Origin of the sequence: Xanthomonas sp. 3075 (assembly GCF_014197275.1) — a bacterium.
GTDB classification, from domain to species: domain Bacteria; phylum Pseudomonadota; class Gammaproteobacteria; order Xanthomonadales; family Xanthomonadaceae; genus Xanthomonas; species Xanthomonas campestris_B.
Genome location: NZ_JACIFI010000002.1, coordinates 43,653 through 69,227, shown reverse-complemented (window position 1 = coordinate 69,227; position 25,575 = coordinate 43,653). Strand labels below are relative to the sequence as shown.

Genomic DNA, 25,575 nt, shown 5'->3' with positions numbered 1-25,575 from the left:
TGATAGACGCAATAACGAAAAAAAACGGGCCCAGCGGCCCGTTCTTTTTTCTACCCGCCAACCGCGCAGGCATGTGCTACGCGACTGCGATTACACGCGTGGATCGGTGGGATTGCGACGTGTGGCTGCATCGGGACGCTCCGAATCGAAGGCCTCGCGTACCGCATGCTTGGCTTTCTCCCAGCTTAGACGCGAGTTGGACTTGAAACGGTCCCAGCCATCGCCCAGGTCGCGTTCCAGATGGTCGTCCCACTGGCGGCCGGCATGTTGTTGCCGCGCCTGCATGCCATAGCGATAAGCGGGGCGATAGTCGTCGTAGGAATATTCGGCATCACGATAACTGGCGCTGTCGAAACGGCCTTCGTAGTGGGTGTCACCCTCGCGATAGACGCTGTGCGTGCGATCGGCGCGTTCCCAGGCATCGCGGGCCGCCAACCGTGCTTCTTCCCATTCAAGGCGCGATTGACCACGGTTGCGCGGCCACTCGCCGGCCAACGTCGCTTCGGTCTCTTCCCAGGTGCTGGTCGGGCGCGTTTCGCGCGCCTGCAAGCCAAATCCGTAGACGGTGGCGTAATCGCGATCGTAATCGGTGCCTTCCTTGTAGTACGGGCGGTTCTGGTGCTCCTGGCGCCAGTATTCGGTTTCCACCGTCGGGTCCAGGCGCTCGGCGACGCCTTTGCCCGCTGCCGCGCCGGCAACCACGCCAACGGCTGCACCGATCAACGTGCCAAGCGGACCGAACACCGTGCCGGCGATCGCGCCGGCTGCCGCGCCACCGGTGATGCCGCCGACACTGACTCCGACCGGATGCGAACCGGGCGCGCCGGTGATCGGATCACGATTCAACTCCTTTGCTTCGGCGTTGCGTTCTTGCTTGTCGAGGTTGCTGTCGTGAGTGGTCATGTCGTCTCCGTGTGCCTGTAGGTGCGTCTGTCGAGACAGATCGCGAGCGTGGGACCACAGTGGGCAGGCAGGAGTGAAACGGGTGTGCTGGGATGTGAGCGTCATCGCGATAAGACTGAACTGTGCATTTCGCAGCTCGGATGAGGCTGTCAGCGGTGTCTCGCTGCATACAAGCACGATTGCACGAACGTCATCTCGCCGTTGAAGCACATCCTCGACGCAGCATTGCGTGACCTAAGGATGTACGCAGCGATGCCTCCACGCGCAACGCGGCGCGAACGCGCAGTGGCGGGATTGCGGATGGCATTGCCGGCAGTGAGGCGCGATGCACGCGCTGCGTGGCATCAGTCACGTGTCGAACCACGGGCCACCTGTCGAACAAGGCACGCGTTGAGGTGTGGGTCTCTGGCGCAGTCATGCACCGGCAAGCTCAATCGCCGTGCGTGCCCAACGTGCGCGCGCCGGTCAGGATCATGCGCAGCATCTGCGAGATCTGCTCGACCAGTTCGGGGTCCTTTTCCGGCGGCGAATCCATCGCCACTGCGCCCATCGCAAACACCAGCCGGGTGATCGCCTTGGACACCAGCGCCGGTGCGTGCAGCTTGGCGTTGTCGGCGGCCGCCAGGCGGATGAGGTCCACGCGCAGCTCGTCTTCGAAATAGCTGAGCTCGCGTTCCACCGCTTGCTTGAAGGCATCCGAGCCCACCGCACCTTCGCGCAGCAACACGTGCAGCAGCTTGTCGTCGGCGCGCAGTTGTTCCATGAAGGCTTCGACCGATACGCGAATGACGCTGCGATCGGTGGAGGTGGCGCGCTGGCGGGCCTGGCCGATGATGGTGCGCAACGAGCGTCCGGCCAGATCGATCAAGGCCACCGCCAACTCGTCCATGTCGCGGAACTGGCGGTAGAAGCTGTTCGGCGCGATGCCGGCTTCGCGTGCCACTTCGCGCAGGCTGAGTGTGGACAGGCTGCGGTGCGGGCCGATCAACGACAGCGCCGCGGCAATCAGATCCTCGCGTGAAATCGCCGGCTTGCGTGACGGCGGCGCGTCGTGGGAAGGCAGGGCGATGAAGGTCATGGGGCAAGCGCCGGGCGTGGGCCTGAATCATAGCCCTTCTGGCCGATATACAACTGTATACACGGATGTGCATGCATGCGTATAGTGCAATCCATGAAGCTGGCATCTCCTCCCAAGTCCAAGTCCCCGTTGCCGACGCGTCTGGCGCGCCGGCTGGTGTCGCCGCAGTTGTTCGATTTCTGGGCGACCCGGATCAATCCGTTGTGGACGCTGGAGCGGCCGATGGCCCGCCTGGTCGCGCGTACGCCGGCCAGCCGCGACGCGGTGACCCTGGTGTTGCAGCCCAACGGGCACTGGCAGGGCTTGCAGGCCGGCCAGCACGTGAGCCTGGGCGTGGAGATCGACGGCCGCCGTCTGTTGCGCAGCTACAGCCCCACCGTGCTGGCCGATGGTCGCCTGGCGATCACCGTCAAGGCGATCGAGGGCGGGCTGGTCAGCCGCTATCTGGCAAGCGACGCGGTCATTGGAACGGTGGTGTCGCTGGATCCGGCGTTCGGCGACATGCTGCTGCCGACCACCCCGACCCCGCTGTTGCTGCTGGCTGCCGGCTCGGGCATCACCCCGATGCGGGCACTGCTGCAGGCCGCCGCGCGAGCCGGCATGCCGATGGACGTGGACCTGCTGTACTGGGTGCGCCAGCGCGACGAAGCCTGTTTTGTCGACGAATTCGAGGCGATGGCTGCCGCACATCCGCGCCTGCGCGTACGTGTGCTGACCACCCGCGAAGGCGACACCCCGGCCCCACGTATCGATACCTATGCGCTGGAGCACATCGCCGACCTTCAACGCCGGCAGGTGATGGCGTGCGGTCCGGGCGGTTTTGTGCAGGCCGCACGCGAGCGTCTGCAGGGTCGCGTGGCCGCATTCCAGGCCGAAGCCTTCAGCGTGCCGACGCTGGACGACGGCGAAGCCGGCGACGTCCAGGTCCAGCTGTCACGTAGCGGCCGTACGCTCACCTTGCCGCGCGGCCAGTCGCTGTTGGAAGGGCTGGAAGCGCAAGGGCTGCGCCCGAAGCACGGCTGCCGCATGGGCATCTGCAACAGCTGCGCCTGCGCCCGCCAGTCCGGCACCACGCGCCACCTGTTGACCGGTGAGCGCAGCAACGAACCCACCGCACAGGTCCGCCTGTGCATCAGTGCCCCGAGCACTGACCTGATCCTGGATCTGTAAGGAATCTCCATGAGCCGAGTCCATAACCGTGCCCTGTCCGCCGCCGAACTGCAGTCCTTCGGCGACGAGCTCGATGCCATCCGCGCCCGCGTGCAGACCCAGGTCGGCGCCGACGACGCGCGCTACATCCGCCGCATCGTGGCCGCCGTGCGCTGGACCGGCGTGGCTGGCCGTGCGCTGCTGTTCCTGGGCGCATTCGTGCACAGCGTGCTGATTCCCGCGTGGATCGCCGGCGTGGTGCTGCTGACGCTGTCCAAGATCCTGGAAAACATGGAGCTGGGCCACAACGTGATGCACGGCCAGTACGACTGGATGGGCGACCCGCAGCTCAACGGCAACACCTACGAGTGGGACATCGTCGCCACCGGCGACAACTGGCGCAAGACGCATAACTTCAAGCACCACACCTACACCAACGTGCGCGGCATGGACGACGACATCGGCTATGGCCTGCTGCGGATCTTCCCCGAGCAGCGCTGGCGCCCGTTCTACCTGCTGCAGCCGTTCATCGCGGTGGTGTTCGCGCTGCTGTTCGAATGGGGCGTGGCGATCCAGGACCTGCGCCTGGGCCGTTGGTTCGCCGGCAAGATGAAGGCGGCCGAATTGCGTGCCTCATTCCTGCCGGTCGGCCGCAAGATGGGCCGCCAGATGCTCAAGGACTACATCGTGTTCCCGTTGCTGGCCGGCCCGTTCTTCCTGACCGTGCTGCTGGGCAATCTCACCGCCAACGTGCTGCGCAGCATCTGGACCTTCGTGATCATCTTCTGCGGCCACTTCACCGCCGATGCGGAAGTGTTCCCGAAGGAGTCGATCCGCAACGAATCGCGCGGCCATTGGTATCTGCGTCAGCTGCGTGGCTCGTCGAATCTGACCGGCGGCAAGCTGATGAACGTGCTGTCGGGCAATCTGAGCCACCAGATCGAGCATCACTTCTACCCGGACCTGCCGGCCAACCGTTACGCGCAGATTGCGGTGGAAGTGAAGCAAGTCTGTGCGCGCTACGGTCAGCACTACAACACCGGTTCGTTGCCGCGTCAGTTCGGCCAGGTGATGTGGCGGATCGTGCGGCATGCCTTCCCGAGCCGGCCCAAGCCGGTGCGCCAGCGCGAAGGCGTGCTGCAAAGCGCCTGATTGAAAGGGTCGCCGTTGGCGGCCCTTTTTTGTTGTGTCAGTTCGATCAGGTCGCAACACGACGTGGCGCACGAACGGACGCGAGTGTCGTCGGTGCTTGCGGCAGTGGCGAGCACGTCGGCGGCGATTCGCGCATGCCGTTTGCTTGCACCGGCCACCGCTGGGCCTGGTGTCGGTCAGCGTGTTCGGGTTGATCACTGTGCTGTAACTGCCCAGCTGCAAGACCATCAACGGTTGTTGCGGGTTGGCACGCGGGTGTCGTCGCGTGGTCACCACCATGCCGCGTCTGACCATGAAGTCCGGCGCACGTTGCGGAATGCGTTCGGGCAGTTGCCCCAGGACGTGCAGAGCAGCCGGTGCTGCTGGAAATCGCCCAGCTCCGCGATGGACTGGTTGGTCAATACCAGCGCGCATCTGCGTCAGGTGCGCAGTCGAGCACGCCGGCAGTTGCAGGGTGGCCATGGTGAGCAGCGCGCCAAGGGCTTCGTCCAGGGCCGTTTCGGTGCGCCGCAGCGACAGCGCGCCAATTGGCTGAGCTTGCTGTGTTCGCGGTCCAGCGACAGGCGCCAGGCCAGGTCGTAGGACAGGCAGATCGGCAGGGTTGCGCATGCCACCACCAGCAGCACGGTCACACTGATGGCAGCGTTGACGCTGCACGTCAGCGCCGCATCTGCGGGAGGCCGGTTCACGCAAGGCACCCTGCGCAATGAGCGCTGGCCGGGTACGAGCGCAGCATGCGCCGGCGGCGCGCAGCCACCGGGTTGCCCGCACGGCGAGGCTGCGCGGGCAGGAAAAAGACCAGAGACATGGCTGCCCAGGCTGCACGTCGCGGATGTACGCCGCGTGGACGCCTTGCGTGCGTCTGGCGGCCAGGCGGTGGTGGAGGATCATCCACGTTGCGGGGCGTCCGACGTGTCGGTGGATTCACGCGGTTGCACGCGACCGCGCGCTAGGGTCGAAACGTCGGCGCTTCCGCATGCGGGTAACGGGACAATCCGGTCCCACGCATGGCGCTTTCACTGGAGGAATCACCCATGACAACGCAGAAAGAACGCGTCGGCGGCACCGATGCCGTGCCGATCTTCAAGATGCAGGAAACCACGCGCGATGGCGAGCTGACCAAATACGTGGTCGGCGACACCGGTGTGGCCTTCGACAGCCTGGAAGGTGCGCAGGCTGCGGCCAAGGATCTGAGCACGCTCAACGGTTGAGCTGGCTGCAAGCCGGTCGCCAGTCGTCGACTATCAGACAGGCGAGGGTGGGCGGCCAGGGGCCTTACACCTGAGGTGCCATCATCCGCTCTGCAGTTGATCCATCAGCACACGCCAATCATTTCGAGGCGCAGGACCACCGAGATGTTGACTTCGAGCGTTGTTGTACGCAGTCAAAAGCTGAGTCCGTCGAGTGAGCGGTCCCCTCACCGCCGCTGCTCGAGGGTGCGGGTTCACGCCATGGAGGTCGCTGGCCGCTCTGCCAGCGCTACGCAGCAGTCAGGGAAGTGGCTGCTCGGTCAGTCGCCCGGTGTGTGGCGTGTGGATCAGCGCAGCCAGATCGAAGCCCTGCTCGCGCGCATGCGCCAGATACGCCTGCGTGATGTTTTCGTCCAGGTGTGGGAGCCGCGCCAGCAGCCATAGATACTTGCGGTCCGGGCCGCCGACCAGCGCGGCGGTGTAGTCGGCATCGATGCGCATCACCCAGTAATCGCCCTTGGTGAAGGGAATCCAGCGCAGACCTTCGGGTAGGAAGGTGACCTCCAGTCGCGCGTTGCTGTCGTCGATGGCGCGTGCCTCACCAACCGCTTCTTCCAACGCGCCGTCGGCAGTCAGGCAGCGGTTCTGCACGCGGACCGTGCCGTCGTCCTGCAGCGAATAGTGCGCCGATACATCGGTGCAATCCGCATCTTCGAAACGGATCGGCAGCCGCGCGATCTCGTACCAGGTGCCGAGATAGCGCTGCAAATCCAGCGATGGAACGGTGATGAGGTCGGCTCGGCTCATGGCGGTCTCGGTGCAGTGGAGAGGCCGATGTTGTACGTGCATCGCCATGAAATGGATGTCGGGAGGTGGTGAGCGCGGGTGAATGCGATAGGTGGCCGAAGGGCTGATGCGGCGCATTGATGGTGGCCGAAAGCGCTGGCGCACAATGCTGCACGGTCTGGCCACGAGCACGTAGCGTCAGCGACCGTTGGACCAGGGCGTTTTCGGCGGTCGTCATTGCTTGGCGTGTTGAAAAAGTGGCGTCAATCGCTGCGCCATTGCGGGAATATCAAGGGACTCATGCCAGCGGATCAGCGCTGCTATGCCACGCTTGCTGCACTCAACGCACGATCCAGCTTGCGGTAGCCGATCGCTTCGGTGAGATGGCGCGTGGCAATGATGGCGCTGTCGTCGAGATCGGCGATGGTGCGTGCCACACGCAGGATGCGATGCATCGAGCGTGCGGACAGCTGCAGGTGTTCGATCGCGCGTTCCAGCAGCACCTGGTCGTCGTCCTGCAGGCGGCAGTGCCGATCGGTCTGCGCCTGGTCCAGTTGCGCGTTGGGCGCGCTGGCGCGCGCCAGTTGCCGTTCGCGTGCTGTAACCACGCGTTCTCGCACGCTGGCGCTGGCTTCGCCGAGGTTGCCGCTGCGCAGTGCCTGCGGCGGCAACCGCGGCACTTCGACATGCAGGTCGATCCGGTCCAGCAACGGGCCGGAGATGCGGCTACGATAGCGGCGGATGCTGTCGCTGCTGCAACGGCAACGTCCGCTGGCATCGCCGGCCCATCCGCACGGGCATGGATTCATCGCGGCCACCAATTGGAATCGTGCGGGGAAATCCACGCTGCGCGCTGCGCGCGAGATCGTGACCAGGCCCGATTCCAGGGGCTCGCGCAACACTTCCAAAGTCTGCCGTTGCCACTCGGGCAATTCGTCCAAAAACAGCACACCGTTGTGCGCCAATGAAATCTCGCCCGGGCGCGGATGCGTGCCACCACCGATGACAATTGGCAGAGTCTTTGCAACCGTACAGCCCACTCTCAAAGGCTTGGGCTGCAAGATGCGAGCGAAGGTATTGCAACCCACTGGCAAAGTTGGTGACACTAGCTTCGAATTCGATCCAAGTGACGCCACTGGGTTCCCAAGACGCTTGCCGCCCGCTCGAAAAATTGGCCTAGGCCGCCGTGCACTTACCGGTCTGATCCCTAGCCGGAAGCTGTCCGAAGGGGCGTCAGCACGCTTCGAATCCTCGTTGGAGCGGGATTTCTTCGCGCTGTTAGAGTTCAGCAATGACGTGGCGGGGTGGGATCCACAGCCCGTGCGGATTCCCGTTCCCGGCGGGCGTCCGTATGTGCCAGATGTGCTCGTGCACTGGCTGGGCCACGACCGCTCCCTAGCAGGCGGTCGAACGGTCCTCTACGAAGTGAAGTATCGGGAGGAGCTCCGCCGCAAATGGGAGGAATTGCGTCCTCGGTACCGTGCGGCGACTCGATACGCTCGCGAGCGCGGCTGGCAATTCCGCCTCATCACCGAGGATCGCATTCGGACCCAATCTCTGTTCAACGCGAAATTCCTGCTCCCCTACCTGAGCGATCCGCCCAATAGCCAAGATGCTCTCCAGCTGCTGCACGCCATTGAAGTGCTAGGAGAGGCCACGCCAGCCAGCCTCCTTGAGGCATGTTCCTCGGATCCGTGGGTTCGCGGAAGACTTGTAACGACGCTCTGGCGTTTGGTTGCGGATAGGACTATCGCGGCTGATCTCACAAGCAAGCTGACAATGACTTCGGTGATTTGGTGTGACTGCTAACCTGCTGACTCCTTTGACGGTCGGATCAACGGTCCGTCTCGATGGCGCCGAGTACCGGCTACGCCACTTTGTCGACCTTGGAACTGTGCTGGGAGAGGCGGACGACGGGAGACTTGTGCGCTTGGAGGTCGGTCGGTTGCTTGAAGAAATGCGCCGAGGGGACGATGGGGCTGACGAGCCATCTGTCGAGAGCTCCGGCTTTGAAAAGCTGAGCGAAGAGGCCTGGGCAGAAGCTCAGCGCCGTGCGGCCGTGCTTGCACCGTTGATCAACATGAACAGGCCAAGCAAGACATTAGTTGCTGAGGCTGGCAGCCACCTGGGCGTAGATGTGGTCACGGTCTATCGGTGGCTCAAACGTTGGCGACGTGAAGGCAGTATCAGCGCGCTCGCCCCTCAGGCCTCGAACGGAGGGCGGGGCAAGAGCAGGCTGCGCCCTGAAGTCGAGGCCGTCCTTGCTCAGAGCATCCAGGAGTTGTTCTTAACCCAGCAACGGCTGAAGCCATCTCGGTTGATGCAGGACGTCCGCATGCGGTGTCGACGCATGGATCTGGAGCCACCTAACGAAAGTACTTTGCGAAGGCGTATCGCCAGTCTGGCTGAGAAGCAGGTTGTCGAAAAGCGCATGGGTCGCAAAGCAGCCCAGGACCGATTCGACGCACGCCCGGGGCGCTTTGAGGGTGCGGATTGGCCTAATGCGGTCTGGCAAATTGATCACACGCCAATGGACGTGGTCATCGTCGACGACGTGTACCGCCGCCATATCGGACGCCCTTGGCTGACGGTAGCTATAGACGTGTACTCCCGTTGCGTCGCCGGCTTTCATCTGTCGCTCGACAAGCCCAGTGAAGTGTCGGTCGGCATGTGCTTGGTGCATGGCATGCTCAATAAAGAAGGCTGGTTGGCGAAAATGGGAATCCCATCGCCGTGGCCTATCTATGGCCGCCCAGACACGGTGCACGCCGACAACGGCAAGGAATTCCATGGTGAGATGATCAGTCGCGCTTCGGCTGCCTACGGCTTCCGTCTGGAGTGGCGAATGGTGGCGACCCCGCACTGGGGAGGTCACATCGAGCGCCTAATTGGCACAACCAATGCCGAGATCCAAACAATCCCGGGCACAACATTTGCCAACGTTGCCGCGCGAGGCAAGTACAAGCCACACGAAGAGGCCATCATGACCTTCGCTGAGTGCGAACGGTACGTCGCCGAATACATCTGTGGCATCTATCACCAAGCGGTCCATTCAAGCCTCAAACGGCCACCAATTAAGCAGTTTGAGGCTGGTGTGCTAGGTGACGGTACGACACCTGCGCGAGGTCTACCTGCGCCAATTGCGGACCCCAAAAGACTGCGCCTCGACTTTATGCCTGTGCTGAAGCGCACGGTGCAAGCCTACGGCCTCGCGATCGACGGGATCCGTTACTACGATCCTGTTTTGGACCCATGGGTCGGACGGCGAGACGCCAAGACCAAGAAGCCATTGAGTTTTCTAGTGCGGCGGGATCCTCGGGATATCAGTGTGGTTTGGTTTCTCGATCCGGATACTGATCAGTACTACGCGGTGCCCTACAGGAATTTGGCATGGCCGCACATGACGCTATGGGAACTGCGCGAGATCCGTGTGCAGCTCAAGCGAGAAGGTCGCGCGGAGGTGGATGAGGACCTGATCTTCGAGACCTATGAGCGGCTGACGAAGCTCAAAGAAGATGCTCAGGCAAGCACCGTGAAAGCCCGTATGGCAATGCAAAAGCAGCGCGAGCGCGGCCGGCGTCGATCGATTGAAGAAGCACAGTCCGGTGCCCAAGCCCGCAAAGTCTTGCCTTTGCCTGCTGAAGAGGAGTGGGGCGACGAGTCAGGTGAGCTGTCACCCTATGAGATCAAGTTGAAAAGATGAGCGACCTAGAGCATCTTCTGCCGGAAGTTCGCGCGGTGATGGATCAGTCGCCTGCGATGCGTCTACGGCAAATGCAGGGAAGCAAGTGGTTTAACTATGCCGCTGCTGAAACGATCCTGCAGCGGATGGAAACCTTACTTGATCATCCCCCGACACATCGCATGCCAGGCATCTTGCTGCTTGGAGAATCCAATAGCGGAAAGACCTCGCTCGGTTTGGAGTTCATGAGCAGACATCCAATCGATCCGAACTTGGAAGGAGATGCGGTACGCGTGCCTGTCCTTCGGATCGAAATGCCACCAAATCCTGATGAGACACGAATCTATGACGAAATCCTTCTGCAGCTCATGCAGCCATTTCGCACAAAGGATCCCATCAGCGTAAAAGCACGCCAGGTCCAGACCGCGCTCAAGATCGTCGGAACCCGAATGCTGATTTTTGATGAGTTCCAGGCTGTCCTCAGCACGAGAAACGATCGAAGGCGCCTGGTACTTGAAGTCATCAAGCATCTCAGCAACACATTGCAGGTGCCCATCGTCGCCATTGGTACCGCTGAAGCCCACGTGGCGATCTCCAAGGATGAGCAGCTAGCCAACAGGCTGCACCCTGTGTGGATGCCGATCTGGCGACTCGATATGGAATTCCGCCGCCTAATGGCGGCATTTCAAGCAACACTCCCGCTACGGGAAAAGTCACCTTTGCAAGACAAGCGCGTTGCTGCGCTCATCCTGGAACTCAGCGAAGGTTTGCTTGGTGAGATGAATATTTTGCTATCTAAGGCAGTGGAAGAGGCGATAGCGACAGGAAAAGAGTGCGTCGATGAGCAGTTACTTCGCTCACTTGATTACATTCCTCCATCGCAACGCCGGCAGCAGCGCCGGCCAGCGAAAGCATGATGACGTGGGGTGGCGCTAGTTGGCGCGCTCACCCCAGACTCCACGAAGGGGAGAGCTTCTCGTCTTGGCTACACCGAAGTGCTCAGGCCAATGGTGTCGGCGACCATAGCTTCTGCCGGCAGGCTCTCGGCGAGCGCGCATCGTGGAATCGCGACATTGATCGGTTTGCCGACACTACTATGTTACTCGCCGCTGCGAACGCGACTGGTGAGCCTATCGAACGGCTCCAAGCCAGTGTGATTGCGAGCGCTACGGGGCGGATGTTCAAAGAACATCGTGATCGGGGTGAGCTTGCATGGGTGCTTCCGATTGGCATCAGGAGTAGAAAGAGAAAAGCTTTCGGTCAGCAGTACTGCCCGGTGTGTCTATCCACCGAAAAGCCATGGCTCCAGCTTAAGTGGAGGTTTGCATGGATGACCGTTTGTTCGATACATCAAGTCGTCCTACATGATGCTTGTAGGAGGTGCGGTTCGCCTATCATTTTGCACCGAATCAGCTCACACCCACAGCGTGGGTTGTTATGTAGCCACTGCGGCAACAGGCTTGCTGGTGTAGGCCTTCATGCGACCCAAGCAGAGGTGCAATTTCAGCGCCGACTTGAGCGAGCCTTGGGCAGCCGTTGGGTGAATTGGTACGGGACGCCTAATGCTCCTTTGGAGATATTCAATGGTCTCCGTGCTTTGTCCCGTGGGCTGTACACGAGCAGCCATGGCGTAGGTCTGGTGGAGCTTATGCCCAGCAGCATGTATCGAGCTCGGCCGACTCAACTTAGTCTTGGCATCGAGCACTGGCGACTAGAACATCGGCGGTATGCAATGAGCGTTCTGCGACACGTCCTTCTTGGATGGCCAACCACTTTTCTCGAAAAAGCGATTGACCATCGCCTTTACCGTGGTCGCTTCGATGACTGTAAAGGCTCAAGCCAGCCGGCCTGGCTAGATCAAGTGCTTCAGAGGCTGGAGCGATCAGTACCCAACTTCAACAATCGCTGGGCGGGGCACCAGAAGAAAAAATGAGACGTAGTACGCGTCTCGCTAGCCGCATTGTGGGGGGATAGCGGTCGCATTTGCGAAGAACTGGTCCTTCGGGGAATACTCAGGTCACTCCATAGAGGCAAGCGGCAAGGCCGACTCTCACTGGGGTTGCATTCAGTGACTGACCAGGCGGGCAATGAACCAAGACGTTTATATCGAAGGATTGCGCGGTCGGGATTGGCGAGTTCTTTGGGTAGGAGGGTGCCGCCAGATTGCAAGTGGGGCAAGTCCGCTTTATGTGGATATTGTGTTTGTACACTATCCGTTCCCCGGGCGCGGTACTCCGTCCTGGCGTGTTGAGACGCGCCCCATCGAAGAGCTCGGACTCTACGGTGTTCAGTCTCTATGGCGCAATGGGCGCATCGTGGGCTACGACTCAAGCAAGCACCCCATGAAAACTCTGAAGATCCATCCGCGACCGATTAGCTCAGGCACCCCCGGAGGAAGGAATAGTCCTTTTTCAGAAGAGGAATACCCACTCTATAAAAGAAGCATCACTGCGGATTGTTACACGTTTGATTCGGCTGAGGGTGTGGAGTTGGTCGTTCCGTGCTGGCAGATTCTGCATGCTTGGTACCTATTCGACCCACCGATCATTCCTTACGTACTTGGCGGTATGCTGGACGCGAATCAAAATTACGGGATCGAGACACCTTGGTTGCCGGGGACGCAATGTAATGCAGGGCATGTGATCTACCATGCACCGCCCTCTCTTGAGGGGCATCAAGCCAAACGTATTGCCAGGCTACTTTTTGACCCTGATGCCAATCGATCTGCCCGGATGATCCATCAGAAGCTCATGGCCAACCGGGTACGGCTTCCGTTGATATGGCCGCCACATCGTGTGCCGGCGGAGTGGACATTTCGCATGCGCAGGTTGTTACCGCGCGATGGCCGGGAGCGCTGGCTACTTCTTCATCTGCAGGGTTTTGACGCGCCGTGGCCCTTCAATGGGTTTGAGCTATTTAAAGAAGTTAGGGCTCATCAAGAGATAGTTGATCGCAGGCCGACTACCGCTAGAACCGGTGCGCCAGAAGTCCGCGATGTTAAGGAGAGGCCTCTTGTAGGAAATCGCACCGGCGTGCGCCGAACTACCTCATCATCGTTTCCTGCGCTTTATTTCCTAGACAACTCGATTGAGACAATGCCGGTTACAACACGATCAGTTGAAAAGGAGCCTCAGCCAGCGATAGGGGTTTCTATCGTATTTCCTAATCCGGATGTAGAAATCGAAGCTGCTTCAATGACGACGCTTGGACCTGAAGACAAGGCCGTGCTTGCAGTTCGCCCTAGATCTCCTGAGAAAGAGGCCGAAGAAGCTGCAACCCTATTCAAGCGATCTCGTACCGCATTTCAGGCCGTCATCGATTTCGTTGCAGAGCAGCCACACCCTGAAGGGCTGCCGTGGTCTGCCAAATTTGTTGAGTCTGAAGCTAACGATTGCTTTTTCCAGAAATATCCCAGGAAGAGGAATTTCCTGATTCTAGAAATGCAAATTGGTGGCCAATACACCTACATGCTTGATGTTCACCGCAAACCAGATGATGGAGAGTTCGCGTTGGCAATGGTTAGGCGAGTTAACGCTGATGCCTTAGGGGCTGAACATTTTCACGTTTGGCTAAAGGGCTTTCCTTTCTCTGGCAATGACCCTTGGGGGAATGGAGTGCAAATTCCGCGTTGGCTACTTGCTCCCATGCACGTCAATCACCAAACAACTCAGTTGCCTGCATCTATCGATAAGCTGCCAGAGCCGGAAAGGGGGCATCGAGCAGAGTTGAACTACGTCCGACATTTTAGAAATCGCCTGATTCGGCATGTAGTTCAGTACGAAGAGCGGCAACTGAAAAATTCACGCCGTGTTAGGAAAGTCGAGCATCGACGCAAAATTTAGAAAGCGGCTTACCAGTCGCGTGAGGGTCCTGTTTAACTTCGTTGCGCGGCTTCAACACACTGCTTTGGATGCCCAAACGCAGTGGGTGCAAATTCCGCGCAACAGTGGCCACCTCGTTTAGCGGTAACTAGCCCTTGATCCCAGGGTGGTGCGCTCCAACCCGCTGCTTTGAAAACCGACCGAAGTGGGTGCAAATTCCGCGCAGCAATGGAGCTCGCCGTTTGGCTCAATCGCAAGACCATAGGTTGCGCACTTTGTACAGGCTACGGTGCACGGAACGGCGTTAGCTCCGCCACACGCGTATTCATTTTAAGCGCGCCGACCAGCTTAGGTCCGCTTTTTCCCTGTCCACACAGGACATTAATCGATGCGCCCGTGTCGGCCAAGGAGCGCACATCCAGCCATAGTCGCCAATGGGCATCCGCGCAGAGAGGAACTCTTCGCCACTCGGATTGAGGAACTCCTTCGATCCACTAGAGTTGTTTAATGACAATAGGTCGATTACCTGAATAGCCACTCCCGCAAGCGAGACCACAAGCCGCTTGCCCGGGCAGCATCATCAGTGAATTCAGTCGCCGTCGTGTCACTTTTCACAGGCGTCGACACTTGGTAGTACTGGGCTTTTGCACTCTTGTCGCGATTTCTTTCAGCCTCGACATGCGCTTCAGACCACGGACCGCACTCGATAACACGATTTTCTTGGATTACGTAGTGCGAGCGGCAATCCTGATTCCAGTTGCCCACTGAGGGGCTAAGCGTCACAGACTCACCGTTAAACGTCATCCGCCAATCGGTCGGAGTAAACGGTGTCACCACTCGTTCACCGCAACCGCAGCAGCACGAATGAACTGCAGTTGCATACTCTATCGAGATGTACAGCAGGCCAGGTTCCAAGTCGCGGGGTGCGTTCCGGACAAACCGGTGTTCCAAGGTTCTATACTCCATCATAATTGGTCTCCGTTAAGCAGCAGACCGCCGTCAGTGGTGTAGGTGCTGTGATACTCCTGCTCCAGATCACGGTAAAAGCCGCGTAACTTTTTCCACTTAACAACGGCAAGGCACGCGTTAAGCGCATTCAGGTCTGCAACTTGGATGTTTGACGAGTAGAGTGCCTGGCCACCGCCACCCGCGAAGGATATGCGGCCCTGGTGGACGTGGTCACGCTTCGCGGGCGTACTGGTCGTGACGCGCAGGATTCCGCCGAGGCTGCCGTTAGTCAGTTCCAGACCCATGCCGACATCTATGAAGGGCACTCCCAAGGCTTCAAGCTTGGCCACCACGGCGCGCTTTTCCTCGCCAGCGTCCATACTAAGGAACGCGAAAGTTATGCCATCCAAGAGGCCAAGAGTCTCGACCTCCATCTGCACGGGGTACGCTACGATTCCGCGGTGCATGCGCGCGTAGATGCCCTTCAGATAGTGCACCTTCTTAGGGGCATCCCGCAGCTCATCCAATGACGGTGCGCCAGGTGCGCGGAATGCGTTGTGCGACAGGAAGTCATCGGCGTCAAACAATCGAATCTGCTTGACGGGCGTCTTCGCGACGAGATCGAGGATGTAGCCACCAGTGCCTCCCAGACCGATGATGCCCACCACCTCCTGCTCCAGCTTGTTGGTCAACGCACCGATTCCGACACGGCTGGAAGCCGTGTCGAGATAATTGAACACGCTGGCCTCCTCCTCCTCCTCGCCGCCGCCGCCGCGGAACACGCGTGGGCTGGTACCCGGTTGCAGCACCGCGGCTGGTCCGGACACGATGGTCGCGTAGGTCGACATCTTGGCGTAGTAGTCCGGGTAGCCTAGGTCGCTCGGCTTGCTGGAGAAGCTGTATCGCGCAGTCAGCCCTTGGCCGAGGTCAGAGTTAGGCGAGGCATAGGAGATGCCCTGCAACGGCGTCCCGTCGGCATTGCACGGGAAGTCGCCATCCCAGTCCATGACGTGCGTTTCGGGTTTGCGGGTGCGGTCACCTGCCAAGTCGAGACTCGTCACTAGGGTGCCGAAGCGCACCTGGCGTTGCGCGTCGACGTATGGCACCTCCAGCATTACCAGAAGACTCCCTTGGATGCGGACGAAATAGCCATCCGAGCGGAGTCGGGCCAAGTCGGGATTAAGATTGAACAGTGCGCGTGACATTGAATATCGTCCCTTTCTTCTTAACATCAACAGAGCCGCCTTCGCCGAGCTCGCCGGCGTGGGGGAGCGAGGCCGCATTGCGGTATGTCATCGAGAACTTCACATTGGTCCCGGCCGGTGCATTCGGGTGCGACAGCTTGACCACCTGTTCGAAGGTGACATGCTTGTCTGGCACGATTTCCTCGGTCGAGTTGACCAAGATGACGTAGCCGGTCTGCGGCCTAGGCGCGGTGATGAAATGCTCAATGGCCGGTGCATCGAGATTGACGCGGTCGTCTGGTTCGATAAGCCGGTCTTCGCCGCCGCGAACCTCCAAGAACACGGCTTCGTCCGGCGATACGTCGGCGAGGTCGTAGAGGACAGTGCCCAGCATGTCGGCGCGCCCCCACGCCAGCTGTCTATCGTCCAGCGAGAACTTAAATTCGCGGTCGGACTTGAACGCGATGAAGCGTTCGGCGCCCTTGCCGCGCAGGTCGAAGGTCTCTTCGAGGCGGACGTCCTCGAAGTCACCCGTGTTCAAGTAGGCGTACAGAATGTATTCAGCACGATGGTCCAGGCCGGCACTGGCCAAGATTTGCCGGCCGGTCGGAACCGGGTCCGGTACATCGATGTCACGAAAAGTCAGTCCTTCAAGGCCGAAGCGGATGCGGTAGGCGTCTGCCTCCCGCAAAGCACGGCCCTCACGGATCGCATCACCAACGTCGTCGTAGTTTGAGAGAGACATATAGCCCTTTTGAGGTTTGTAGGAAGCTTCATTGCTCCCCTACACCTACTCAATCGGACCCACCGGACCCCGCCGGTAAACTTTTTTAGAAGATTTTCACTAGGTCGCCCGGCGGAATAGCGCCGCACACGAAGAGGGCTGGGCAGTTGGGACACGTCATGTCTGATGCCTCGGCCCGGAAGGTGCCCGCGCGAATGTCACGCAGGATGGTCCCCAACTTAATGTGACGGTTGCTCAGCTCCCTGTCGGACAGCCGCAGAGGCTTTGCTGTGGCGTCGGCCAGATACACCAGTTCCACTACCGCATCAGGAAAAGCGTCACGGGCCGCCAGCACGAATGCCGCTGCTCCAACGTCTTTGCTTCCCTGGCTAGTGGCGTGCCCCGTCTTGACCCGTCGCAGCGTTCGAACACCATCACGCACTAAGACTTCGTCGGGCCTTACCTCCACTTCATATTTGTCGAAGGTGATGCGCAGTGCCGCAGCTGCCTCTACCAGCGTGCCGGCCCGCGACTCCAAAAAATAGTTAAGCATCGTGGAGGCCATGGCACGGTAGTCCTCGACATAGCCATGCTCGTGGAGTCCGTGGGTGATGAATGCCTGTTCGAGAAGCATGTCGCACTGATCGGGCGAGGCAGTTCCTTGGCTTATAACCGCCCTATAGACTTCCCTGATAGCCTCGTGCATCAGCATAAAGGCGCTCATGCGGCGGCGACCGCCAACCTGCAGCAGATGCGTGTAAAGGAACCTCCGTCCGCATGATTCATAGAGTGCGACCGCGTCGGAGGTGAAGCGCGGTGTTCCCGAGAAGACCACAGGTATGTGCGCAACATCGGGGGCTGGGGGTAGGGTCGTTGATGGCGTGACCGATCGCCGGCTGACTGCGCCCATCCGGTCCAGGAATTTCGATAGCGGCCTTGAAGTGCCGTTGGACTTCGCCGTAGCGCCGTAGAACGCCAAACGGTCCCTTGCCCGCGACATCGCCACATAGAAGAGGCACTCCTGCTCCTCGTTGTGAGCGGCTCGGGCGATTTCGTCCGGGCTACCCTCCCCTCCTGCGACCATGCCGCTCGGCGGCGGACATTTAGAAGGGCGGATAGCGCCTGGGATGGAGTCGTGATTCACGCCCACCACGTGGACCACTGGAAACTCTAGGCCCTTGGAGCCGTGGATCGTCATCAGCCGGACGGCGTCGATACCTTGGGCCGCAGCGGGCAGTTGCCTGAGGTCCCTGTCGTCCCGCAAGCGCAGCAGCCTCCGCACGCGGTCAGCCAGCCGCTGGATCGGAAGACCCTGCCCGTTAGGCTGGACCCGCACGAAGTTCATGAACTGCCAGATGGCGATGCCCTGTGCCTGGTCGGGAACGTTGGACGATGAGGCAATACGTGCTGCCAGCCTAGTTCGGTCGAGCAGGAGGGTCGTAAGCACCATCCAGGGCTGGGACGTGGCGTCGAAACCGTCCAGCGCGGCACTCAAGGCATCCAGGGAAGCCTGCCCGGCTGGGGTGGCGCCTGGTGCCCCCTGCCGCCACGCGCCAGACTGAACTTCAGCGCCGCGAAGGCGTTCAAACACACGCACGACGTCTTCAAGCGTCATCGCAAACTCGGGCCAGCAGGCGGTGCGAATCAATCCCATGGCGCGCCTGTCCACAAGTAGCAGGAGGAATGCTACAAGGTCCTTTATCTCGGTGCGCTCGAAGAGGCTGCCCAGAAACAGGACGGGGACGCCGGCCCGCTCAAGCTCCTGTCCTGTGTCTGATAGCCGATCATTGCCCCTACATAGAACTGCCTGATCGCGATACCGAAAGCCTGTTGCGCGGAATTGTTCGATGCTGTCGATGAGCGCCGGCGTCATGAGCGAGCCATCCGCGACCGTGAGGACCTCTGGGTTCGCACCGCTGAAGCCACGGTCTGCCTCAAGCGCGAGATGTCCGTCGGCAGCATTCATGCTAGCTGCAAAGGTGGAGAAGGTTCCGACGATCTCTGACGTGGAGCGATAGTTGATGTCCAGGCTGTCTCGAAGGCTTCCAGGGAAGTCCTCGCGGCCGAACCGCGCCATGTTGAAGGACGAGGCGCCCCTGAAACGATAGATAGACTGCCTTGCGTCCCCGACCACCCACAGGTTCTCCCCAGTAGGTTTGAGAGCCGTAAGGAGCCGCACGCTGCTCCGGTTCACGTCCTGGTACTCGTCGACTAGGACATGGTCGTAGTCGCTCTGGAGCTGGATCCTCACCGCTTCATCGCGTTCGAGGAGGAGCACCGGCTGCATAACGAGGTCCCCAAAGTCGACGCACCCTGAGATGGTCTTGAGTTCTTCGTAGCGTGCGTAGACCCTGGCAACCTCTTCAGCCTTCTCAGCAGCCTCGTTGGCGGCCTGGTCGGTCGCGACCGCGCGCATCCCTAGAGCCAGGGCCAGGTAGTCCTGTGGACCAACCACTTCGTCCTTGGCGCGTGATACCGCAGCTAAGATGTCGGCCACAGTCTGCGATGGGTCGTACAGGTTTCGGTAGTGGGTCAGGCCGAGGCGTGGGAACTCGTTTTCGAGTAGCTCAACGGCCTCTGTCCGATCCATCAGCCGGGGGTCCTGGGGCAACTCACACCTGTCATTGAACCGTCTTAGGAGATCTAGGCCGAAGCTGTGGAACGTGCCGATGCATAGCGCAGCTGCCTGTTCCGGACGCTTCTGGGCGATCCGCTCGGCCATTTCACCTGCAGCCTTGTTCGAGAAAGTCAGGAGAAGGATGCGCCCGGGGTCAACGCCATCATCGAGCAGGCTTTCGACGCGCGCCACCAATGTACGCGTCTTCCCTGTGCCTGGCCCAGCTTGGAGCAGGAATCCAGCACCACGGTGGGTGGCGGCGGTTCGCTGCTTGCCGTTTAGGGGGATTTCGACCAGATCTGCTGTGGAGACTGGCTGGAATGCAGGTAGCAGCAGAGCATCCAGCATCTGCTGTGCGACTACCTCAAACGGAGCCCCCAAGCGCTCGGCAATGTTGGAGCACGTCAGGTCCTGAACCAAATGTAGGTTGACAGCCACGGGCCTCGGGAGGAGAAGTTCCCTCGCGAAGAGGTCCATCTGTACCTCTCGCCGCTGACGTTGACTGTAGTCGACGACTCGGTCCATCCCGACCGGAGCGGCTTCCGAGCTGCGGGCTGGGTCGATGTAGGCCGCTCGTTCGAACTTCTCTTCGCCATCGCCGAGTTGAGCGTGTCCGATTTCGTGCGCAACTAGAAACGCTTGGTTGAAAGACGAGCCTTCTGCCTCGTGAACGATAAGGGGAAGGTCCGGGTCAAAGGAGGCTCGACCACCATCAAGCAGCGCGGCGCCGGGAGCGCAGGTTTCGACGGTGATGCCAAGGTCATTGGCTATACCGACAGCAAACTCGTACGGGGACCATGGATTACGCCCACGCTGCACAGCCTCCTCGTGCAGCCGCTGCGCGTGTTGCCGAGCCAGCTCTATCGCATCCATGCCTACTCCTCGTTGAGTAGGTTCGAAATGCTCTTTTCGTCGACGCCAGCATCCTGCAACACCCTCTCGAACGATACCTTCTCAGGAGCTCCTGGCTTGACGGTCGACTTCCTTGCGCGAGTCAGGGGAGCCTCGGGGGGGAGAGAGAGATACGAAAGCAGCGTGGCTGTCGATGTCTGCAGCGCTTCAGCCAACTTCGCCAAAGCACTTTGGGGCAAAGTTGCGACGTCTATCCGACGCTCTCGGAACGCCAGGCCAACTTGCATAGGCAAGGACAGCACTTTGATGGCGTCGACAAACGTCTTTGCTGGAGCAGCTTGTAGGGACTTGAGATTCATCGTGTCCTCCCGGAGGCGCGCCATCCCGGCGGCGGCGAGGTCAAAGTCGGCGGCACCGGGGGGGAGGTCATCGTTAATTTCCCGTGCTAGCTCCATGGAGAGGTCTACCAGGGCCACGGAATGCTCCGGATAATGGGCAAGGTATCGCTGCAGGACACCGGCTCCTGGCTCGAAATCCATGGCGAAAGCTCTCAGGACATCGTCTGCAGTGATTCGAGGCTGTTTGGCCATCACATCTTCCCCTTGCGCTCAAGGCGCAGCTTCAGGGACACAAATGCTTTGTCACGATGCGTGCGGATGGTCTTGTCCGACCTTCCCAGGACCTTGCTGATGGATTCGACCGAGGGGTCGTTGGACACGATTGGAATATCTTGACGCACCATCACGACGATCCTCCTTTGGAACTCAGGTAGGCTGTCAATCGCCTCGTCAAGGAGGAGCCGGTAATCTTTTTTATCGAGTTCTTCGGCATCGAAAGGGTCGTACTCGCCGACAATTGATTCGACCTGGGCCGAGATCTCACCGTCCTCGTTTTCGATTTCAGTGGTCCGATTCTCATGCTTCCAGTGGCGTTCGTTCGCGTCACTACGATCCGCGGCAACTGCGCTGTTGAAGTTGACCTCATAGTAGTCGAGACGGTCGTCGTATTGCTTGCGGTCGCTTAGCAAGAGATCGACGAAGTGGTCTCGGACGTCCTCGCGGATGTTCATCCTAGTCAACGAGTCTGTGTTGCTGCCGGAGTCAGAAGCTAACGGAACCCGGCGAGCGACACGAACTAAAAGCTTCTCGGTCAGCTTCTCGCGGTGAGCGCCTGCGACCGCGTTGCGCACAAAATACAGCAGCGCTTCCGGGGAAACGAACCCGGGGTCGCTGGCCTGCCACAGGTCGGCCCGACGTTCCAGTTCGGTGGCACTAATTCCAACCAACGCCTGGATTTCGGTTTCGACCTTTTCTCGCCTAAAATATGATGTTCCGTCAAGCTTGCGCTTGCGAATAGGTCTTAGCACGATTTTCCCCCGGTCCCGTGCACTAGTGCCCCTTCATCTAGGGTCCTTCCGGATCTTAGCAGCAAGCATCAAGTTCTTGTTGATCAACAGTCGGCTGCCAACTTATCGCGCCGGAAGTTTAAAGCGGTCCACGAACACTGGCTCTCTGGCCATTAGGTGCTATTAACATAGATATCCACCGCTTCGGAAAAGATGCAATGCCGAAAGGGTGCATTGAAGAGTGAAGGGCGCATCCTAAACTGATTTACCCCATTAGGTTCCCGAAAGCGCGCATTGACTGCGCCAAGCCTGGGCAACGCAAGATGTCTCACTCGATTGCTCAGCTCGCTACGTTATCGAGCCAGATCGGCTGCGGTGAACGAGCCCCGGCGTCCCCCTAACGCTGAGCGGTAGTCGAGCTTGAAGTCCGGGTTAGTCGTGATGTATTTACTTAGGAAATTAAGGTGCTACGAGGAAGGACGGCCTCACTGGCAAGTTTCCACACCAAGGCGGACAACCCGAGCGCCAGCAATTTCCCTTCATGTTACTGTTTGCAGTCTCGCAGCACCGCCGACAAATTTTCTGCTGTCTGCGTAGCCAACGTTAGCGTAAGCGCTAGGATTGATGGGTGCAACAATCCTAGCGCTCCGGAACGACTTGTGCCATGCGCATCATCAACGTCAGTCAACCTGATCCGATCGGCACAGGCTAGTCGTTCCGGGTTCTATGGAGGCTGTTTGGTTTAAGTTAGGGATCCACTCGGTGGTTGACTGGCGAGTGGCCGATAGTAGGTTGCCTCGGCCTCGGCAGCGGGATGTACCCGATTGGTTCGAGTAGGTTCCAGGCGCTGAGTAGCGCTTGGCGATCAGTTCCGCGGCGGACCAATCGCCGCTCCTGATCAATGGTGAAGCCGCGGGTTTGCAGGTAGGATAAAGTGGGTCCTTGACGCCTCTTGTTTGCCTCCCATAGATAAATTGCTGCTGGCATGTCCCAGCCGGCCTCGGAACTATAATATGGGTTGTCTCAGATGCGATGATATTTAAATGGAATGCCGCACTGTGGAGTGAGAGATGCTAAAGGGAAAAGATGTAATTAAAGCTTTTAAGTCCGACATAGAGGAGTTCTTCTATCTCTCTGCAGGATTTTCGATGAACGTCGCCGTGCAAGGAACTCGCACGGTATATCGAGGCAGTGTGAGAAGTGGAGGCATCATGATCAGCACTGACCTCGCGGAGAGCGAAGTAGACAGCTTAGAGAGGATGATTTTCATACTTTTGGTGCTTGGCCATGAGACTGCCCATCTACTCAACGTACATGGCGGCTATCAAGATGAGTCCAACGACGACACCAAGGCTCTAGAGGTATGGGCAGACTTCTTCGGCACCAAGGTGGCCATCGTGATAATGACGATTGGCGAGAAGATACAGGACATGGTGACGGCGCTTCCCGGCGGTAAGGAGACGGGCTCGCGCGTGGAAGCGATCGGTGCGGCAATTGGTTTGTTGGGAACGACGTACTTCGAGACAGGGAGTAATCGATACGAGCCTGCGCCTGTTCGTGTAGCGACCTGTGTTGCGGGCGTGATGTCCGCTCTGGACACGTTCTGGTCGCTCAATGGCATACCTCGTAACGTCGGGCGCTCGATTTCGCTGCAGCTGCGCCTTTATCAGTCTCCAGCAATGCGCGAGATGCTCAGCAGATCGGCTGAAGCGGACGGTCCTGATAGCGGTCAGCTCGCGACCATTCGGCGAATTCATCAGCACATCCAGGGTGACAAGGCAGCCATTACGGCTGGAATGCGCGAAATCCCGGCTGCTTGGCTGCGCACCAATTATGAGGGAAGCGAGGAGGAGCGATTAGCGGAAGCACAACTACAGTTGGACAAACTGAAGGAAGAGCTCGTCAAACTTGGGTTAGATCTTCCTGAGGGCTGGTAGTGAGCCGTCGGCAGAAGAGCTCCCCCTCTTGGCGTATCGACGTCGGATGCAACGCGAGATAGCCAAGGGCAATGCGATTCCGAAGTGTCCTTTTGTCCAGAACAACTCGCAAAGTGGCGGCGGCAGCTCAAGTGGCGGCGGCGGCGAGCGCCCCGCTCAGCAACTGCGATAGGCCTCCTTCGCGTTTCCGGCCTTCGGTAGATTTCACCGGGCTCGATTTCACTGCGGCCGCAAGTCGTTCCTGTTCGCCGTGACGCCCCGGCGTCGATTTGATCAAGTTCGGGCCTTGGCATGAATCCCGGTGTTTTCTGCATCAGCACCGATCACAAACAGCGGGTCGGGACTGATTTCCTTGCCATCAGCATCGAGCACCCACGCTCCCCAATGGAAGGCAGAAAATGTTCCGGCGCGGATGTTGACATCCTTCGTTTCAACGCCGGTAAAAGCCATGAAATAGTTTTTCATCGCAACGGCCAGCGTGCCGTCATTACACCAGACAAGGGAGCCTTGTTCTGTCTTTCCTGGTCCTTGGAGTGGCCCGATGATCCGTAGCTCGTAACGATACCCTTTTGCCAAGGTCAGACATTTTTCCGAGGTCAGCCAATGGAACTCAGCACCTTTCGATAGCGGTATTGCGGCCTGGCGAGTCTCGACATCGGCCCTATCGCTTACGTCTGCACGCATATACCAATGGCCGTCGGCGACAAATACTGCGCCTGGTTGAAGCTCTATTGCAGTGGCGAGGGTAAGGGCAGTTGCTTTGATCGTCATGGATCGCTCGTTGCTTGTTGGTTGGTGTTTCCGAGTACTGGGCACGGCAGGCGCTAGCGTTCTAGCGCCATCAGCGCGTGGCCGATCATGTCGATGGGAAGGAACTATTGGGTCGACAGGCGCTCAACAGGCTCATGGACTGGCCTTAGGTGAAATAGCAGCCTGTTATGGGAGGGCAGTGTCCGCAGGCAGATGGTCGCGGATATAGCCGGTGATGTAGGCCATAACCACTTCTGCTCCAGCCTCATCCTCCAGCAAATCAATAGGGCGGAGACCTCCCATGTAGTCGTTCGCCTTCTCGGCCCATTGGAAGAAATCGCCTGGCCGGGGCTTGATCGGCAGGGCTGTCGTCATGGCTGCTTGCAGGAGGTCTGGACGGCCGTACCAAGAGATAGGTTTGATAGCCGCTTTACGACGACCTTGGACCACGCGCGGAAGCTGCGATGTCGCCAATTCCTGGCTCTTGATGTGGGACCGGGTCCAGTTTGCGTACCTGCTGAGATCCGCGTTGACCTCGCGCTCCATGGCAAGGTCGCCTTTATTCTTATCAGGCCTGGTCGGAATCACCAGGCCTATCACCAGGTCCGGCTTTTTCCGCTTGATGAGCGCCAAAGCGGGAGCGATGTCAGTGTCATTGGTGACCACAACCAGTTGCCCCAATTCCGGGCAGCTGATGGCATCGTCATAGAGGGACAGCGCCAGATTGACGTCTGACTGCTTCTCTTCCAACTTCCACACGGTGACCTTGCCGCACTCGCTCGGATCCTTGTCCGGGTCATCTCCATCGACCAAGTGCTGGGAGGACTTGGTCAGCGAGTAGTATCCCTTGGTGACCGAGATGGCCTCAAAGCTAGCTAGAGCAGCGTGATACTGGGCTTGCGACGCGACTGAGTCTTCTGCCTTGGCGGCTCGCCCAAGGATCGGGGCAGTAAAATAGCGGATGGCACAGCTGTCTAGTTCCATCTTCGCCGGTTCGGCGCCAGGACCCGGGCAGTAGAGAATCGAGGGAAGGATGTGCTTTTCGAACAGCGTTCGGAGATCCAGCCACTTGTAGGAAGTCTTTCGGAGGCAGCCGTAGTAGAGATTGAATCCATCAATGTAAATCCGCGTCCGTAGCGGCACTTTCCTTACCTCCAGACATGAAAAAACCGGCATTTAGCCGGCTTTTCCCCCCTCACACCTAGAGTCCAAGCCTCATAGGAACAAGGGTTAGTTGTTGGGCACTAGGCTAGCAAATGCTGGTCAAAAAGGTTACGCAAATGTCACAGAATTAGCATCCAAAAATAGAACACTGCGTTGCGAATGTGAACGCTCTGGTCGTAACCTGTGGCGCAGATCGTCAGTATACGTCGGCTCAACAGATGCGGTCATCGAGCGCGTCATGGTCACTGAGATGTAGGGTTTACCCGGGCATTGGCCGGAAGGTGGGCGATGGG

At 59.4% G+C, this 25,575-nt stretch carries 18 protein-coding genes and 2 pseudogenes; 7 read left to right on the top strand and 13 right to left on the bottom strand.

Going from position 1 to position 25,575, the window contains the following annotated elements; translation table 11 throughout:
• Positions 1-90: 90 nt before the first annotated feature.
• Together GGR62_RS02235 and fabR are read right to left on the bottom strand one after the other, a co-directional pair.
• A complete protein-coding gene (locus tag GGR62_RS02235) occupies positions 91-903 on the bottom strand; it encodes a hypothetical protein (RefSeq protein ID WP_184406370.1) in 813 nt (270 codons plus the stop codon).
• A gap of 430 nt (positions 904-1,333) precedes the next feature.
• A complete protein-coding gene (fabR, locus tag GGR62_RS02230) occupies positions 1,334-1,981 on the bottom strand; it encodes an HTH-type transcriptional repressor FabR (RefSeq protein ID WP_184406369.1) in 648 nt (215 codons plus the stop codon).
• A gap of 93 nt (positions 1,982-2,074) precedes the next feature.
• Between fabR and GGR62_RS02225 the strand changes: the two genes are divergently transcribed.
• Together GGR62_RS02225 and GGR62_RS02220 are read left to right on the top strand one after the other, a co-directional pair.
• Positions 2,075-3,151, top strand: coding sequence for a ferredoxin reductase (locus GGR62_RS02225; protein ID WP_184406368.1), 1,077 nt, complete (start codon positions 2,075-2,077; stop codon positions 3,149-3,151).
• A 9-nt stretch (positions 3,152-3,160) separates the two neighbouring features.
• Entirely contained in the window at positions 3,161-4,282 is a 1,122-nt protein-coding gene (locus tag GGR62_RS02220; RefSeq protein ID WP_184406367.1) for an acyl-CoA desaturase, read from the top strand.
• 171 nt (positions 4,283-4,453) lie between these two features.
• On the opposite strand, the pseudogene GGR62_RS21035 reads toward GGR62_RS02220, so the two are convergent.
• Positions 4,454-4,920 (bottom strand): annotated as a pseudogene (locus GGR62_RS21035) (CSS-motif domain-containing protein); the annotation flags it as partial.
• Positions 4,921-5,316: 396 nt separating this feature from the next.
• Between GGR62_RS21035 and GGR62_RS02210 the strand changes: the two are divergent.
• Positions 5,317-5,493, top strand: a complete 177-nt coding sequence (locus GGR62_RS02210; RefSeq protein ID WP_006449000.1) for a hypothetical protein — start codon at positions 5,317-5,319, stop codon at positions 5,491-5,493.
• A 279-nt stretch (positions 5,494-5,772) separates the two neighbouring features.
• Here GGR62_RS02210 and GGR62_RS02205 read toward each other — a convergent pair whose 3' ends face one another.
• Together GGR62_RS02205 and GGR62_RS02200 are read right to left on the bottom strand one after the other, a co-directional pair.
• On the bottom strand, positions 5,773-6,279 hold the full coding sequence (locus tag GGR62_RS02205) for a lipocalin family protein (RefSeq protein ID WP_221228997.1): 507 nt from the start codon (positions 6,277-6,279) through the stop codon (positions 5,773-5,775).
• A 299-nt stretch (positions 6,280-6,578) separates the two neighbouring features.
• Positions 6,579-7,268: pseudogene (locus GGR62_RS02200) on the bottom strand (ATP-binding protein); the annotation flags it as partial.
• Between the two features lie 788 nt (positions 7,269-8,056).
• Between GGR62_RS02200 and GGR62_RS02190 the strand changes: the two are divergent.
• From GGR62_RS02190 to GGR62_RS02175, 3 genes are all read left to right on the top strand, one after another.
• Entirely contained in the window at positions 8,057-9,961 is a 1,905-nt protein-coding gene (locus tag GGR62_RS02190) for a Mu transposase C-terminal domain-containing protein (RefSeq protein ID WP_184406365.1), read from the top strand.
• Positions 9,958-10,857, top strand: a complete 900-nt coding sequence (locus tag GGR62_RS02185; protein ID WP_039509599.1) for a TniB family NTP-binding protein — start codon at positions 9,958-9,960, stop codon at positions 10,855-10,857. Before GGR62_RS02190 ends, GGR62_RS02185 begins: the two co-directional genes overlap by 4 nt.
• A 1,425-nt stretch (positions 10,858-12,282) precedes the next feature.
• Positions 12,283-13,782 carry a hypothetical protein gene (locus GGR62_RS02175; RefSeq protein WP_184406364.1) on the top strand — a complete coding sequence of 500 codons (1,500 nt, stop codon included), beginning with the start codon at positions 12,283-12,285 and terminating at the stop codon, positions 13,780-13,782.
• A gap of 501 nt (positions 13,783-14,283) precedes the next feature.
• Here GGR62_RS02175 and GGR62_RS21500 read toward each other — a convergent pair.
• The 6 genes from GGR62_RS21500 to GGR62_RS02150 all read right to left on the bottom strand — a co-directional run bounded on the left by GGR62_RS21500 (position 14,284) and on the right by GGR62_RS02150 (position 21,452).
• On the bottom strand, positions 14,284-14,727 hold the full coding sequence (locus GGR62_RS21500) for a DUF6527 family protein (RefSeq protein WP_223571241.1): 444 nt from the start codon (positions 14,725-14,727) through the stop codon (positions 14,284-14,286).
• Positions 14,727-15,914, bottom strand: a complete 1,188-nt coding sequence (locus GGR62_RS02170) for a ThiF family adenylyltransferase (RefSeq protein WP_184406363.1) — start codon at positions 15,912-15,914, stop codon at positions 14,727-14,729. The genes GGR62_RS21500 and GGR62_RS02170 overlap by 1 nt, the downstream gene beginning before the upstream one ends.
• Positions 15,889-16,638: a multiubiquitin domain-containing protein gene (locus tag GGR62_RS02165; protein WP_043087849.1), complete on the bottom strand. Its 750-nt coding sequence runs from the start codon at positions 16,636-16,638 to the stop codon at positions 15,889-15,891. Before GGR62_RS02165 ends, GGR62_RS02170 begins: the two co-directional genes overlap by 26 nt.
• A gap of 85 nt (positions 16,639-16,723) precedes the next feature.
• Positions 16,724-20,107 (bottom strand): UvrD-helicase domain-containing protein, encoded by a 3,384-nt coding sequence (locus GGR62_RS02160; RefSeq protein ID WP_184406362.1) that lies wholly within the window; start codon positions 20,105-20,107, stop codon positions 16,724-16,726.
• A 2-nt stretch (positions 20,108-20,109) separates the two neighbouring features.
• Positions 20,110-20,562: a hypothetical protein gene (locus tag GGR62_RS02155; protein ID WP_201741897.1), complete on the bottom strand. Its 453-nt coding sequence runs from the start codon at positions 20,560-20,562 to the stop codon at positions 20,110-20,112.
• Positions 20,563-20,675: 113 nt separating this feature from the next.
• Positions 20,676-21,452 carry a sigma-70 family RNA polymerase sigma factor gene (locus GGR62_RS02150; protein ID WP_043087852.1) on the bottom strand — a complete coding sequence of 259 codons (777 nt, stop codon included), beginning with the start codon at positions 21,450-21,452 and terminating at the stop codon, positions 20,676-20,678.
• Between the two features lie 1,049 nt (positions 21,453-22,501).
• On the opposite strand from GGR62_RS02150, the gene GGR62_RS02145 reads away from it, so the two are divergent.
• Positions 22,502-23,368, top strand: a complete 867-nt coding sequence (locus GGR62_RS02145) for a hypothetical protein (RefSeq protein WP_039513759.1) — start codon at positions 22,502-22,504, stop codon at positions 23,366-23,368.
• A 273-nt stretch (positions 23,369-23,641) separates the two neighbouring features.
• Here the strand turns inward: GGR62_RS02145 and GGR62_RS02140 are convergent, their stop codons facing one another.
• Complete coding sequence (locus GGR62_RS02140; RefSeq protein WP_064485213.1) at positions 23,642-24,139, bottom strand: hypothetical protein; 498 nt, start codon at positions 24,137-24,139, stop codon at positions 23,642-23,644.
• A 165-nt stretch (positions 24,140-24,304) separates the two neighbouring features.
• Positions 24,305-25,294 (bottom strand): NYN domain-containing protein, encoded by a 990-nt coding sequence (locus tag GGR62_RS02135; RefSeq protein WP_043087853.1) that lies wholly within the window; start codon positions 25,292-25,294, stop codon positions 24,305-24,307.
• Positions 25,295-25,575: the final 281 nt, after the last annotated feature.

Excerpts from the sequence above, each read along its gene's own strand:
- GGR62_RS02170 (WP_184406363.1), bottom strand. The coding sequence starts at position 15,914 with ATGTCACGCGCACTGTTCAATCTTAATCCCGACTTGGCCCGACTCCGC.
- fabR (WP_184406369.1), bottom strand. The coding sequence starts at position 1,981 with ATGACCTTCATCGCCCTGCCTTCCCACGACGCGCCGCCGTCACGCAAG.
- GGR62_RS02145 (WP_039513759.1), top strand. The coding sequence starts at position 22,502 with ATGCTAAAGGGAAAAGATGTAATTAAAGCTTTTAAGTCCGACATAGAG.
- GGR62_RS02175 (WP_184406364.1), top strand. The coding sequence starts at position 12,283 with ATGAAAACTCTGAAGATCCATCCGCGACCGATTAGCTCAGGCACCCCC.
- GGR62_RS02165 (WP_043087849.1), bottom strand. The coding sequence starts at position 16,638 with ATGTCTCTCTCAAACTACGACGACGTTGGTGATGCGATCCGTGAGGGC.
- GGR62_RS02220 (WP_184406367.1), top strand. The coding sequence starts at position 3,161 with ATGAGCCGAGTCCATAACCGTGCCCTGTCCGCCGCCGAACTGCAGTCC.
- GGR62_RS02205 (WP_221228997.1), bottom strand. The coding sequence starts at position 6,279 with ATGAGCCGAGCCGACCTCATCACCGTTCCATCGCTGGATTTGCAGCGC.
- GGR62_RS02135 (WP_043087853.1), bottom strand. The coding sequence starts at position 25,294 with ATGCCGGTTTTTTCATGTCTGGAGGTAAGGAAAGTGCCGCTACGGACG.
- GGR62_RS02160 (WP_184406362.1), bottom strand. The coding sequence starts at position 20,107 with ATGGATGCGATAGAGCTGGCTCGGCAACACGCGCAGCGGCTGCACGAG.
- GGR62_RS02140 (WP_064485213.1), bottom strand. The coding sequence starts at position 24,139 with ATGACGATCAAAGCAACTGCCCTTACCCTCGCCACTGCAATAGAGCTT.
- GGR62_RS02185 (WP_039509599.1), top strand. The coding sequence starts at position 9,958 with ATGAGCGACCTAGAGCATCTTCTGCCGGAAGTTCGCGCGGTGATGGAT.
- GGR62_RS02225 (WP_184406368.1), top strand. The coding sequence starts at position 2,075 with ATGAAGCTGGCATCTCCTCCCAAGTCCAAGTCCCCGTTGCCGACGCGT.
- GGR62_RS02235 (WP_184406370.1), bottom strand. The coding sequence starts at position 903 with ATGACCACTCACGACAGCAACCTCGACAAGCAAGAACGCAACGCCGAA.
- GGR62_RS21500 (WP_223571241.1), bottom strand. The coding sequence starts at position 14,727 with ATGGAGTATAGAACCTTGGAACACCGGTTTGTCCGGAACGCACCCCGC.
- GGR62_RS02210 (WP_006449000.1), top strand. The coding sequence starts at position 5,317 with ATGACAACGCAGAAAGAACGCGTCGGCGGCACCGATGCCGTGCCGATC.